The following is a 13,239-nucleotide window of genomic DNA, read 5'->3' on the forward strand; positions in this document are numbered from 1 at the left end:
CGTCTAGACCCCTACCATGGCCAAACGCCCCTTTTTACAAGTTCTCGGAACAGACGCGGGGTTGTCCGATGATGGCACGGCCACCTCGCGCACCCTGATCGAGCAGACCTACGCCGAACTGCGCAACGACATCATCGAAGGCCGGCTGGAGCCCGCGAGCAAACTGCCCATCGAGCACCTGCGCGTGCACTACGGTGTGAGCGCAGGCACGCTGCGCGAGGCGATCACCCGTCTGGTCAGCGATGCGTTGGTGACCACCGAAGGCCAGAGGGGCTTTCGCGTGGCCCCGATTGCCATTACCGAGCTGGAAGACCTGACACGCCTGCGCGTGCAACTGGAAATCGAGGCCCTGCGCCTGTCGATTCGCCACGGCGGCAGCGCCTGGCGCGACGGTCTCGCAAAAAGCTACGAGGCCATTTCAGCACTGGAGCAACCTATAAAACCGGTCTATCGGCGCCAATGGGAAGCGCTGAACGTGCAGTTCCACGATGCCCTGCTGGCCGGCCACCACTCACCCTGGACGCAAAAGGTGCTGCGACTTCTCTCCCGCCATAGTGAGCGCTACCGGCGCTACGCCATGGGGCTAGCCAACTCGGCGCGCGATGTGCACGCCGAACACACACAGATCTTTGACTTGGCCATGGCGGGCCACGAAGCGCGTGCGGCGCTGGCGCTGGAGGCGCATATCCGCGCCACACCAGATCTGCTGGCACAGGCGCTGCGCAGCGGCGAACTGGTGCTGCCGACAGGCGCATGCCGCGACCTTGCGGCCGATCAAACGGCCGCCTGATACCGCGCCTTGGCGTGGCAAGAGGCTGTTGCCCCCTATCCCCACGACGCAATTTGTCTGTCTGAATGCACGCCGTAGCTACACCGCAGGCACTGCGTAGCCACTGCTGTCGGCAAATACAACGGTGCCCTCACCATCGAGCCGAAAACTGCCAGCCCGGTATTCGCTGCGCAGGTGCGCCTGCACGCGTCCAAAGGCCATATCCACGGCACCTGCCACGGCCACCCCAACGGCTACCACCGCATGGCGCGACAGTGCCATTTGCTGTTCCAGGTCCTTGAACGCCAGCAGGGATTTGGCATGTGCGCTCTGCGCATTTTTTAACGACGCCTGTGCACGGCTGAGCAAGCCCTTGGGGTCGCCCACGGCAGTCAGATGGGCGATCAACTTGTGCAAGCTCTCCTGCGCAGCAGTTTCCTTTTCCATCTGCTGTTGCAAGTCGTGGCAGCGTGCTTCCAGTTCGGGGTTGGCACCAAGCACCAGCTTGGTGATACCCCCGCTGGGCGAACCCACCAATGGCGCCTGGATCAGCATCATGGCCGTGGCACAACCGCCGATCAGCCGCCCGCGCTGGGGTGCGCTGGCGCCGATCACGATCTGGTTGAGCGATTGCAGCTCACATTCCAGCGCCATGTCGCCGATGGCGATGGAAGTGCCGGCATACAGCTGCGCGGCCTCGGCAAAGCGCGCGCTGATAGTGCCTGCAGCGCGCAGCATGGCGTGGGCAATGACGCCGCCCGTGACCTTGATGTTGCCCCCGGCTTGCAAAATGCCGCCATCGACCATGCCCCCGACGAGGATGTCGCCGCTCGCTTGCACCCGCATGCCTTGACCAATTTCACCATCAACCTGCACCGTTCCGTCGTAATGGATGTTGCCGGTGTCCATGTTGACCTCTGCAAGTCGCAGGATCGGTTCGACCATCACACCGCCGTGCACCCGAACCGGATGACCGGTCTGGCTGGCCTGGAGCAGATTGGGGTCTTCGTCGGACACCTTGGCACCCGTCAGTTGGGCCGCAAAGGGCTCGTCCAGCCCAGGCTTGGCCGACAGGGTGTCGCCGCGCACGGTAAACCCCGGAACGCCCGGCGTTGCCGGCTGGCGGCGCATCAACAAGGCACCGGTGTGCACCATGACGATGTCCCCATGCTCGCGGTAGTCGATGAAGCCGCTGTCATCGAGCTTTGGGGCCCGGTCGGGAGCTGCGGGAATCAGTTCCTCGAATGCTGCATCGTGGCCATTCTGCGCCAGCGCACCACGCGCCACCACAACGGCTTCACAGGCTTGGGCCACGACCGCCTGAGCGATTGCCACCTCATCGATTCCGGCCACCACGCCCGCAAGCATGAGGCCATGGCGCACGTCCTCAACTGTTGCCGGTGCACCGCCGCGCGCTGGCTTGATGTCGAGGCTGGCAGACATGGCATCCGTGGCGATATGGACCACCACCGTGGCATCACAGCGCTCTGCAACGGGTAGCGAAAAGGGCGCAGACGCAGCCCTCGCATCCTTGGCGGCACGCTCCAGCGCCTCGTGGTGCAACAAACAGTCCCCATAACCGTCGCGCACCAGCCAATCGCGCAGCGCCGCTGCGTCAATGTCGCCCCGGTCTTCCTGAGGCTGGACGTGAAGCAGGATGCTGCCGCCGGACTCGCTAAGCGCCATGCCAACAAAATCCATAGTCGATCGCCTCCATCCAGGCAGGTGCCTTGCCTGTGATCGCATCGTTGCCGTAGGAACTGCGATCCGGGATTTATCGCTGCGAAAGGTCTTGGCCGCTATCCCAGAAAGGCAATGCTGCTACTGCGCTTATAGCGCACTCAGGGCACTTGGGGAATGCGCAAAATCCGCTTGCAGACGGCAAGGGAATGCGTACGAATTTGGAACATGCCCACAACCTCAGGTCAGCAGGCTTGCCTCCAACCAGCCGCGCAGGTGGTTGAGGAACGCCCAGGCCTGAATGCGGGGAACCTCTTCCAGACGCACCGTCGCTTCCTGTACCCGGCCTGCTTCCAGTGCCAGGGCGCGGCCCACACCGGGCAGCAGACCGCAGGCGAGCGGCGGCGTGACCCACCGACCGCCGAGCAGCATGGCGACATTGCCGCGCGTGCATTCGGTGATTTCGCCTGCCGCGTTGTAGAGCACGGTGTCGAACACGCCGGCATCCTGCGGCGCAAACGCCTCGTAGTGTGCACGCCGGGTGGTCTTGTAGCGGACAAATTCACCATGCGCCTCGGCCAGGGGCCGGCTGGCCAGTTGCAGGCGCACCGGTTGGTGCGTTTCCCGCAGCGCAAACGCCTCGGTGCACGCCACGCCATCGGCGCCGAGCAGCAGCCGTACGCGCCAGGCGCCGTAGAGATGCTGCAAGGCCACAATTTGCAGATCCTGGCGCACCGCGTGGGCGTTCCAGGGGAAGCCGAAATGCGCCGCCGCCTCGCCCATCCGGGCCAGATGGCGGTCTGCCTGGTGAAAACTGCCCTCGTCCAGCAACAGCGTTTCGAGCAGCTCGAACGGGGCGCTGGCACGCTCCAGGAATGCGGCTTTGTAAAGCCACTCCTGCCATTCGGCATCCGGCTGCGACCCAGCCGTAATGCCACTGCCCACGCCAAAGCGCAGCTCGCCGCCTGAGAGCACCGGCGTGCGGATGGGTACATTGAAAGTGGCATGCACGCCACCCTGCGCACCAGGGCGCACGACACCCAGGGCTCCGCAATAGAGGCCGCGCGGGCCGGATTCCAGTGCCTGGATGGCGGCCATCGCCGCCGCCTTGGGCGCTCCCGTTACCGAGCCACAAGGGAACAGCGCAGCAAACACATCGGACAGGCGGGTACCGGTGCGCGTGCGTGCCTGGACATCGGAGGTCATCTGCCACACCGCTGGCAGCGCCTCGGTGTGGAACAGCCTGGGCACCTGCACGCTGTGCGGCTCGGCAATACGCGAAAGATCGTTGCGCAGCAGGTCCACGACCATGACGTTTTCCGCGCGCTCCTTGGGCGACGCGCGCAACTGAGCGGCTTGCGCGGCGTCCTGCTCCGGCGTGGCGCCGCGCGGCGCCGTGCCTTTCATGGGGCGGGTGAGGATATGGCCCACTTCAGCGCTACCGCCGCTCTCCCAGTCAAAGAACAATTCAGGCGACACGGACAGCACCTGCTCGCCTCCCATGTCCATGCAGGCCGCGTAGCCGCCGGGCTGCGCACGTTGCAGCGCGGCGAACAAGGCTGAAACCGCCTGCACGCCGCCGCCGTGCAGCGTGGCCCGCAGCATGGCGGTGTAGTTCACTTGGTAGCAGTCGCCGGCAGCTATGGCATTCCCAATGGAAGCCAATGCTTCATCGAAGCGCGCACGATCTGGCGGCGCCTGCCAATCCAGCGTGGGCGCATCTGCGATCGCCGACGCGCCCGGCCAAGGCAGCGGCGCATCGTGCACGGCAAACCAGGCCAGTGGGCCGTCGGCAGGGTGGGTCTTGAGCACGGCGTCTAAGGCTGGCGCCGCCTCGTAGCGCACGCCTCCGACGCACCAGGCGCCAGCTTCGGCAGCAACCTGCACCGCGTCAAGCACGCCGCGCACCTCCTCTGCCCGCCGCGCTATGAGCAGATCGCGTGGCGCCCCGAACGCGTGGCGCAGGCGCGGGGCACTGGCGTCACGGGGGTTGGCGAAGTCAAGCAGAGTTTTAAGTACCAAATTGACCTCCAGCGCTTTATTGGTCTGCGCTGTCAGCTATCAAAAAAATAGTAAAACAAAGCCAGGGGCACTCAGGCTGCCCCGATGTTGGGCACCAGCCCCGCCACGGGCTGGCCCTTCTTGAGCGCGGCGGTAAAGGCCAGCATGCGGTCGATCGGCAGGCGCGCACGCGGAATAATGGCCGGATCGACGTGGATGGTGTTGCTGCCCGTCTCCAGCACCTGGGCCACGCCGGCCAGGCCGTTCATCGCCATCCAGGGGCAGTGGGCGCAGCTCTTGCAGGTGGCGCTGTTGCCAGCGGTGGGCGCTTCGTAAAACACCTTGCCGGGGTTGAGCGTGCGCAGCTTGTGCATCATGCCGTTGTCGGTGGCGACGATGAACTCGGTGGCGTCCATCTCCTGCGCGGCTTTCAAAATGCCCGAGGTGGAGCCCACGGCGTCGGCCAGGGCAATCACGTCCGGTGGCGATTCAGGGTGCACCAGCACCTTGGCGCCGGGGTGGTCTTTTTTCAGCGCTTCGAGCTCGAAGGCCTTGAACTCGTCGTGCACGATGCAGGCGCCATTCCACATCACCATGTCGGCGCCGGTTTCGCGCTGGATATAGGCGCCCAGGTGGCGGTCAGGGGCCCACAGGATTTTTTGCCCGGCATCCTTCAGGGCGCGCACGATGTCGAGCGCGCAGCTCGACGTGACCAGCCAGTCGGCCCGTGCCTTCACCGCCGCGCTGGTGTTGGCATAGACCACCACGGTGCGGTCCGGGTGCTGGTCACAAAAGGCGCTGAATGCGTCGATAGGGCAGCCCAGGTCCAGCGAGCAGGTGGCGTCCAGGTCGGGCATGAGCACGGTTTTCTCAGGCGAGAGGATTTTCGCCGTCTCCCCCATGAAGCGAACGCCCGAAACGACCAGCGTCTGCGCGGCGTGGTCGCGGCCAAAACGCGCCATCTCCAGCGAATCGCTGACGATGCCGCCGGTTTCCTCGGCCAGATCCTGCAGGTCGGGGTGCACGTAGTAGTGCGACACCATGACCGCGTTCTTTTCCTTGAGCAGGCGGCGAATTTTGTCCTTGGTCGCGGCGCGCTCGTCCGGCGTCAGCTCGGCGGGCACGCGCGCCCAGGCGTGTTTGGTGGAGCAGACCGCGCCGTCCGTGCCCTCGCGGGGCTGCTCGTACTCGACCTCTTTAATGGCAATAACAGGATTCATTTCAGTGCTCCAGGGTGCGTCGCTGCGCCCGCCAAACGTCGAAGTTGCAGAGCCAAGGCCAGCGGACGCCGTGCAAGGGCCGCCCCGCCGCACTGGCGTCGTCCCCCTTCCCGCGCAGCGAGAGAAGGGGGAAGGCGCCGAAGGCGACGCAGGGGGTTGTTCACCATACTTCTATGCGCATCGAAAAATCCGTGGCTTTGACGTCCTTGGTCAGCGCTCCGGTGGAGATGCGGTCGACCCCGGTTTCTGCAAGCGCACGCAAGCCATCGAGCGTGACGCCGCCCGAAATTTCCAGAATGGCGCCTCCGCCCGGGTGTGCGGCATTCATGCGTACCGCCTCATGCAACGTGGCGAGATCCATGTTGTCGAGCAGCACCATGCGCGCGCCGGCGTCCAGCGCTTCGCGCAGCTGCTCCAGGGTTTCGACCTCGATTTCGATGAATTCGGCACGCGCGGCCACCTCGGCGGCAGCGCGCAGCACGGCGGCAACGCCCCCGGCAGCGGCAATGTGGTTTTCCTTGATCAGCACCGCATCGTGCAGACCGATGCGGTGGTTGGTGCCGCCGCCGATCCGCACCGCGTATTTCTGCGCAATGCGCAGGCCGGGCAAGGTCTTGCGCGTGTCCACGATGTGGGCCTGGGTGCCGGCCACTGCGTCCACGTAGCTGCGTGTCTTGGTGGCCACGGCCGAGAGCATCTGCAGAAAGTTGAGCGCCGTGCGCTCGGCGCTGAGCAAGGCGCGGGCGTCGCCCTGCATCGTCAGCACCACCTGGTCCGCAGCGCAGCGCCCGCCCTCGGCCACATGCCAGATGAGTTCCACGGCCGGGTCGAGCGTGCGCAGCGCGGCCTCGGCCCAGGGGGCGCCGCACAGCACGGCCGCCTCGCGCACCAGGATGCGGGCGCGCACGCGCCGGTGGGCAGGCACCAGGCCCGCAGTCAGGTCGCCGGCGCCCAGGTCTTCCTGCAGCGCACGGGCCACGTCCAGCAGCACCTGCGCGCGCAGCGGGGCTTCAAGGGTGTCCAAAGGAGAGTTCATGGGTGCCAAGCATAGCGCCGGCTGCGCGCTGCATCCGGCTGCCAGCCAATAGCTGCACAAAGCGCACGACTACACTCCCGGGTCCATCCTTTCAGCGCCGCCAGCCATGACCGAACCGCTTGCCCCGCCTGTCCAGCCCGCAGGCACGCCCTACGGCACCCTGCCTCCCGCATCGCCCCTGCCCCAGCGCCGCCCGGTCAGCCTGCCGCGCCTGCAGCAGATGCGCGAGGCCGGCGAGAAGATCACCATGCTGACCGCCTACGACGCCACCTTTGCAGCGGTGGCCGATGCCGCAGGCGTCGAATGCCTGCTGGTGGGCGACTCGCTGGGCATGGTCTGCCAGGGCCTGCCCAGCACCGTGGGCGTGACGCTGGAGACCATGGCCTACCACACGGAGAGCGTGGCGCGCGGCCTGCACCGGGTGCAGGGCACGGCCTGGCTGATTGCCGACCTGCCCTTCGGCAGCTACGCCGAAAGCCGCGAACAAGCCTTGCACAGCGCCTGCGCCCTGATGCGCGCCGGCGCGCACATGGTCAAGCTGGAGGGCGGCGGCTGGACGGCCCCCACGGTGCAATTCCTGGTGGAACGCGGCGTGCCCGTCTGCGCCCACCTGGGCCTCACGCCCCAGACCGTGCACGCCCTGGGCGGCTACCGCGTACAGGGCAAGACCGACCAGGCCGCCCAGGCCCTGCGCCGCCACGCGCGCGAACTGCAGGATGCCGGCGCCGCCATGCTGGTGCTGGAGATGGTGCCGGCGCAGCTATCGGCCGAGCTGACGAGCGAACTGACCCAGTGCGCCACCATCGGCATCGGCGCCGGCAAGGGCACGGCCGGCCAGGTGCTGGTGCTGCACGACATGCTGGGCATGAACCTGGGAAAGATGGCGCGTTTCGTGCACAACTTCATGCAGGACGCTGGCAGCGTGCGCGGCGCCATGGAGGCGTACGTGGCCGCCGTCAAGGCCCAGACCTTTCCCAACGACGCGCTTCACGCCTGGTAAAACGCCTGGCCCTACACCGCCCCCTTTGCCGATTCTTCCCATGCACATCGTCCACAGCATTTCCGACCTGCGCGCCGTGCTCGGTCCCCTCGGTCGCCCCGCCTTTGTACCCACCATGGGCAACCTGCACGACGGCCACATCGCCCTGATGCGCCGCGCCGTGCAACTGGGCGAGGTGCCGGTGGCGAGCATTTTTGTGAACCGCCTGCAATTTTTGCCGCACGAAGATTTCGATAGCTACCCGCGCACCTGGGACGCCGACTGCGAGCGCCTGGCCGCAGCCGGCTGCCAGGTGCTGTTCGCCCCGCGCGAGCACGATCTGTACCCCGAGCCGCAAACCTTCACGGTGCAGCCCGATCCGCAGCTCGCCAACCTGCTGGAAGGGGAATTTCGCCCTGGTTTCTTCACCGGCGTGTGCACGGTGGTGATGAAGCTGTTTTCCGCCGTGTTTGCCGGCAAGGCGGGCGGCGCCGCCGTGTTCGGCCAGAAGGACTACCAGCAACTGATGGTGGTGCGGCGCATGGTGCAGCAATTCGCGCTGCCCATCGACATCGTCGCGAACCCCACCGAGCGCGCACCAGACGGTCTGGCACTGAGTTCCCGCAACGGCTACCTGAGCGCACCCGAGCGCACGGAAGCCGTTGAATTGTCCAAGGTGCTGCGCAGCCTGGGCGAAGCAGCAAAGGCGGCCGGCGATGCCCTGCCCGCACAGCGCGAGGCGCTGGAGCAAGCGGCGCGTGCGCAGCTCAATGCGCGCGGCTGGCAAACGGACTACCTCAGCGTGCGCCGCCGCAGCGACCTGCTGGCGCCGCAGCCGGGCGATGCGCTGGTGGTACTGGGCGCCGCCCGGCTGGGCGCCACGCGCCTCATCGACAACCTTGAAATCTAAGGCAATGCTGAACAAGTCCCTCACGCGCCGCGCATCCGTCCCTCGGGTGGTCTGCGGCGTTGCCAATCCTCGCCATAGCTGCGGCTATGGCTGCGGTTTGTGCCTTGCATCCCATCCCGATGCACGGCGCGCGCCATTGCAGTGACTGATTCAGCATCGCCCTAAGCCCGACACACCTTCATGGACCCCATGTTTCTTCTTTTGCTGCTGGGCAGCGGCGGCCTGCTGATGGCCAATGGCCACCAGCAGCGCCAGCGCATTGCCCTGCTCGCCCACCACCTCGGCCCGCTGCAAATCGAAAAGCTGATGGAAACGCTGACGCAGGGCTATTTGCGCGCGCTGGGCGAGCGCGACCCCACGCGCCAGGCGCAGATATTTGCCGTGCTGGAGGGCAGCGAAGCGCAGCTCGCCACCCAGTTCGCCCAGCTGGCGCGTGAATTTGCCGCCGTGCCCGCCGCCCAGGCGCGTGCCAGCACCCTGCCGTTCTCGATGCCCTGGGCCAGCACCCTGCTGCCGCGCGCCAGCTTTGATATGCGCAAGCTCCTGGCCGTGCATGCCAATGGCATCGCACGTGCCCTGCGCACCGATGCAGCGCGCTCGCCACGCGACCGCGCCTTTCTCATTTCAGCCGAACTGTTCCTCATGCAGCACAGCTGCCACTGGTTCTGCAAGTCGCGCGCGGTGGCGTCGGCGCGCATGGTGGCGCGGCACCACACGCCCCACGCCCAACTGGTGGCTTCGGTGTCCCCTGAAACACGCAGCGCCTACCGGGCGCTGACGGGCAGCTAAAACGGCTGCCCACAGGCATGGCGACTTCGCCGCCCTCGCGCCCACACCGCGTGCAGACCCAGGTGCGGCGCAGCGCCCGGCCAGCGCCTGCCGCACCGCGCCTGATCCTGCTCAACAAGCCTTTTGGCGTGCTGAGCCAGTTCAGTGGAGATGGCACGCACCAGACCCTGAGCGACTTCGTGGATGTCCCCAACGTCTACCCCGCAGGCCGGCTGGACCGCGACAGCGAAGGCCTGCTTCTGCTGACCAACGACGGCGCCCTGCAAGCGCGCATTGCCGACCCGCGCCACAAACTGCCCAAGACCTATTGGGCGCAGGTAGAAGGAGCGCCCAGCGAAAAGGCCTTGGCCCAGTTGCGCGCCGGCGTGCTGCTGAACGACGGACTGACCCGCCCTGCCGAGGCAACGCTACTGCCCGAGCCCGCGCTGTGGCCACGCAACCCGCCGATCCGCGTGCGGGCGCAGATCCCGACGCACTGGATCGCCCTCACCCTGCGCGAAGGCCGCAACCGCCAGGTGCGTCGCATGACCGCCGCGGTGGGCTTGCCTACGCTGCGCCTGGTGCGGGTACAGATCGGGCCCTGGTGCCTGGACAACCTGCCGCCAGGCAGTTGGCGCGACGGCGATCTGCCCCGAGTTTGATACCGGGTTTCTGCCGTGGCCCACAGAAAAAATTATTAAAAATATAGCTTGATACGCTTGCTATATAAGCGCCAGAGCCCTATTTAACCAAAAATTCCCCGTCAACCCGCCCGACTGCTTTCCCCCTGCACGGCAGCTTCAGTGGCTCATGGCAATGGCAAGGGTGGCGGTAGGGGTGTGCGCTATAGTGCCAGCGTCTTCAGGGCGGGGTGCAATTCCCCACCGGCGGTAGGCGGCGCACAGGGCAACCTGGTGGCCGCGAGCCCGCGAGCGCCCTGGCCGCCTCCAAGCGGCCAGGGGTCAGCAGACTCGGTGCGACGGGGCAATGCCCAGTCCAGTCCGAGGCCGACGGTCATAGTCCGGATGAAAGAAGATCCGCCAAGCACCCACGTGCCTGGCGACGTACCCGCGCGCGGCCTGGTCTGCACGCGGGTGCTTCTTGCATGCCTTGAAGCGTTTTCTGTCACTTTCAGGAGCGTTTCATGATTCAACTTACCCCCTCCCCATTGGCCGGTGCAAACCACACCACACTTGCCGCAGAGCCATCTCTGGCACCGGTCGCCGACGTCATCGGCGCCATCCGGGCAGGACAGCCCGTTCTGGTGCTGGACGACGCCAACCGCGAAAACGAAGCCGACCTGATCTGCGCTGCAGAGCGGATCACCGAAGCCACCATGGCCTTGATGATCCGTGAAGGCAGTGGCATCGTCTGCCTGTGCTTGCCGGCAGGGCATGCCCAGCAGCTCGGTCTTCGGCCCATGGTCGAGGTCAACCGCTCGGCGTTCTTCACGGCCTTCACCCAATCCATTGAAGCGGCACACGGCGTGAGCACCGGCGTGTCGGCCGCGGACCGCGTCCAAACCATTCGCTGCGCACTGCGCCTGCCAACACCGGGCACCGCCCCAGAAATCGTCAGCCCCGGCCATGTGTTTCCGCTGGTGGCGCGCCCCGGTGGCGTGCTTGAGCGCACCGGCCACACGGAGGCTGCAGTAGACCTGGTCCGGTGGGCAGGCCTGCAACCCGCAGGCGTACTGTGCGAACTCATGAACCCCGATGGCAGCATGGCGCGTGGCGCTCAGGTCGCCCAATTCGCCCACACACATGGTCTGCTGTGCACTACGGTGCAAGCACTGGTCGCATTTGCCCAGTCCCACTCCACCCCGCAATGCCCTACCATCCGGTTTCGCTCTCAAGGCACCACTTTTCGAGAAATCCCATGAGCTCTTCCAACGATCGCGTCGTTTACAGCACCGAGCATGTGCTGACCAGCCTGTGCAATTCGGTCACCCGTGTGCTCACCGTGGCAACCCAGAGCCAGATTCAGTACTCGGCCATGGTGCAGCGGATCACCAAGACCTGCCTGCGACCCGACATTGGCTGCTTCGTGCTGTTTGATGGCGGTTTCTCAGGCCTGATGGTCATCAACTTCTCGGCACAGGCGGCGATGGAGCTGTATTCCAGCTACCTCCTGAGCATGGGCATGTCCAAGGACGAGCTGGCACGCTCCTATACGGCCGACGAAGTGAGCAACGTCATGGGCGAGCTGATGAACCAGGTGGCCGGCGACTTCACCAGCAAGGTGCGGCGCGAGCTGCAAACCCACATCACACAAAACCAGCCCAAGATGCTGGTGCTCAACAAACAGGTCATGCTGAGCGTGGACGCCAACCTCGACCAACCCGAGGCGCGCCGCGTGACCTTCTACACGGGCAACAACAACATCTTTTACCTGGAGCTCGCCATCGACCGCACCGAGTTCATCAAACTCTACGACTTCGAACCCCAGGCACGGGCCAATCCCGATGAAGTCATGGCCGAAGCCAACGCGCCGCGCGAGCTCGCCCCACCGCCGCCGCCCGACAGCGACACCGATGAGCTGCTGCGCTCGCTCGGCATGTAAACGCGCCGCGGCCCGCTAGAATGCGGGCCTGCCACAGGAGACTTGGGTGAGTGGTTTAAACCAGCAGTCTTGAAAACTGCCGACGGGCAACCGTCCGTGAGTTCGAATCTCACAGTCTCCGCCAGAACGTCGTCTCACGACGTATCAGAACACCGCAAAACCCGCCGCCGTCCAAGGGGAGCGGTTTTTTTTGTCTCACTCCGTACCACCCTGCCCTGCCTTACCGTGACAAATTGGCTCAGGTGAGCAGCGCGCCGTTCCTGCCTTCACCGGGGTCGATGAGCATATGCACCACAGGAACGCAACCATGCTGCACATCCGCGCAGTACACGGCGTTGCGCCCGGTTTCCTTGGCGCGGTAGAGGGCCTTGTCGGCGCGGTTCACCAATTCTTCAAAGCTGAGCCCGGAGCCCTTGTGCAGCGTGGCCACACCAATGCTCACGGTGACTGAAACGCTCACCCCCTCGTCGTTGACGGACACGCGCAGCGCGGCCACCTCTTGGCGCAGTGCTTCGGCCACGCGCAAGGCGCTGACGCCATCGGTTTCGGGCAACACGATGACAAATTCCTCGCCCCCAAAGCGCGCCACGATGTCGACACCACTGCGCTTGCGCGCCGCACAGGCCTGGGCCACGGCGCAGATCATGCGGTCGCCCGCAAGGTGCCCCCAGGCGTCGTTGACCGCCTTGAACAGGTCAATGTCCACCACCATCAGCGACAGGGTGTGATCGAAGCGCTCGGTGCGCTTGCATTCGTTGGCCCCCATCTCCATGAGCGTACGCCGGTTGGCCAGGCCGGTCAGCGAATCATTGGCCGCCAATAGTTCCAGTGCGGCGTTCAACTCCTGCAGCAGCTTGTTCTGCTCTGTCAATTGGCGGTTGATGTGAGCAATTTCGTCTTCCTTCTGCTTGCGGTCGTGGATGTTGAAGGTGACGCCGATCAACCGCTTGCCCGGGGTGTCACTGCTGCGGTCCATGATGCGGCCATAGTTGGCGAACCACACCCATTCGCCCGCCTTGGAGCGCAATCGGAACTCGGCGCGGTACTGCGCCGTGACGCCCGCCACGTGGTCAGCCACCGCCTGCCGCACCATGTCCAGGTCGCCGGGGTGGAAGAGGCCAAAGATGTCCTGCACGCCCGAGACGATTTCGTCCTCGGTGAAGCCCAGCTCCAGAAACGTCTTGGTGGCCTTGTGGGTAACCTGGCCGCTCACCAGGTCGTTCTCCCACAGGTCCAGCCCGGCGGCTTCGAGCACCAGCTCCAGCCGCTCCTTGTTCAGATCTGCGTCATCACCCATGGCACCAAACCAGCAGA

Annotated in this window: 12 protein-coding genes, 1 tRNA gene and 1 riboswitch; of the genes, 8 read left to right on the top strand and 5 right to left on the bottom strand. The window is 65.5% G+C overall.

Going from position 1 to position 13,239, the window contains the following annotated elements; translation table 11 throughout:
- Window positions 1–16 precede the first annotated feature (16 nt).
- Window positions 17–790 (top strand): GntR family transcriptional regulator, encoded by a 774-nt coding sequence (locus D3F03_RS05480; RefSeq protein WP_119108279.1) that lies wholly within the window; start codon window positions 17–19, stop codon window positions 788–790.
- Between the two features lie 78 nt (window positions 791–868).
- On the opposite strand, the gene D3F03_RS05485 is transcribed toward D3F03_RS05480, so the two are convergent.
- From D3F03_RS05485 to nadC, 4 genes are all read right to left on the bottom strand, one after another.
- Complete coding sequence (locus tag D3F03_RS05485; RefSeq protein WP_158606132.1) at window positions 869–2,470, bottom strand: flagellar assembly protein A; 1,602 nt, start codon at window positions 2,468–2,470, stop codon at window positions 869–871.
- 219 nt (window positions 2,471–2,689) lie between these two features.
- Window positions 2,690–4,471 (bottom strand): chorismate-binding protein, encoded by a 1,782-nt coding sequence (locus tag D3F03_RS05490; protein WP_119108281.1) that lies wholly within the window; start codon window positions 4,469–4,471, stop codon window positions 2,690–2,692.
- Window positions 4,472–4,542: 71 nt separating this feature from the next.
- On the bottom strand, window positions 4,543–5,670 hold the full coding sequence (gene nadA / locus D3F03_RS05495; protein ID WP_119108282.1) for a quinolinate synthase NadA: 1,128 nt from the start codon (window positions 5,668–5,670) through the stop codon (window positions 4,543–4,545).
- Between the two features lie 160 nt (window positions 5,671–5,830).
- On the bottom strand, window positions 5,831–6,706 hold the full coding sequence (gene nadC / locus D3F03_RS05500) for a carboxylating nicotinate-nucleotide diphosphorylase (RefSeq protein WP_119108283.1): 876 nt from the start codon (window positions 6,704–6,706) through the stop codon (window positions 5,831–5,833).
- 106 nt (window positions 6,707–6,812) lie between these two features.
- Here nadC and panB point away from each other — a divergent pair, with 106 nt between their 5' ends.
- The 7 genes from panB to D3F03_RS05535 all read left to right on the top strand — a co-directional run bounded on the left by panB (window position 6,813) and on the right by D3F03_RS05535 (window position 12,049).
- Window positions 6,813–7,706 (top strand): 3-methyl-2-oxobutanoate hydroxymethyltransferase, encoded by an 894-nt coding sequence (gene panB, locus D3F03_RS05505; RefSeq protein WP_119108284.1) that lies wholly within the window; start codon window positions 6,813–6,815, stop codon window positions 7,704–7,706.
- 40 nt (window positions 7,707–7,746) lie between these two features.
- Window positions 7,747–8,595 carry a pantoate--beta-alanine ligase gene (gene panC, locus D3F03_RS05510; RefSeq protein WP_119108285.1) on the top strand — a complete coding sequence of 283 codons (849 nt, stop codon included), beginning with the start codon at window positions 7,747–7,749 and terminating at the stop codon, window positions 8,593–8,595.
- 180 nt (window positions 8,596–8,775) lie between these two features.
- On the top strand, window positions 8,776–9,384 hold the full coding sequence (locus D3F03_RS05515) for a hypothetical protein (protein ID WP_119108286.1): 609 nt from the start codon (window positions 8,776–8,778) through the stop codon (window positions 9,382–9,384).
- A gap of 17 nt (window positions 9,385–9,401) precedes the next feature.
- Window positions 9,402–10,025 (top strand): pseudouridine synthase, encoded by a 624-nt coding sequence (locus tag D3F03_RS05520; RefSeq protein WP_119108287.1) that lies wholly within the window; start codon window positions 9,402–9,404, stop codon window positions 10,023–10,025.
- A gap of 191 nt (window positions 10,026–10,216) precedes the next feature.
- Window positions 10,217–10,404, top strand: a riboswitch (FMN riboswitch).
- 103 nt (window positions 10,405–10,507) lie between these two features.
- Window positions 10,508–11,245 (top strand): 3,4-dihydroxy-2-butanone-4-phosphate synthase, encoded by a 738-nt coding sequence (ribB, locus tag D3F03_RS05525; RefSeq protein WP_119108288.1) that lies wholly within the window; start codon window positions 10,508–10,510, stop codon window positions 11,243–11,245.
- The gene (locus D3F03_RS05530) at window positions 11,242–11,925 is read left to right on the top strand and encodes a DUF3334 family protein (protein WP_119108289.1); all 684 of its coding nucleotides are present in this window, start codon (window positions 11,242–11,244) and stop codon (window positions 11,923–11,925) included. Before ribB ends, D3F03_RS05530 begins: the two co-directional genes overlap by 4 nt.
- A 36-nt stretch (window positions 11,926–11,961) precedes the next feature.
- Window positions 11,962–12,049 (top strand) — tRNA-Ser (locus D3F03_RS05535).
- Window positions 12,050–12,163: 114 nt separating this feature from the next.
- On the opposite strand, the gene D3F03_RS05540 is transcribed toward D3F03_RS05535, so the two are convergent.
- Window positions 12,164–13,222: a sensor domain-containing diguanylate cyclase gene (locus D3F03_RS05540; RefSeq protein ID WP_119108290.1), complete on the bottom strand. Its 1,059-nt coding sequence runs from the start codon at window positions 13,220–13,222 to the stop codon at window positions 12,164–12,166.
- Between the last annotated feature and the right edge of the window lie 17 nt (window positions 13,223–13,239).

This window comes from Simplicispira hankyongi (genome assembly GCF_003570885.1).
Taxonomy (GTDB): domain Bacteria; phylum Pseudomonadota; class Gammaproteobacteria; order Burkholderiales; family Burkholderiaceae_C; genus Simplicispira; species Simplicispira hankyongi.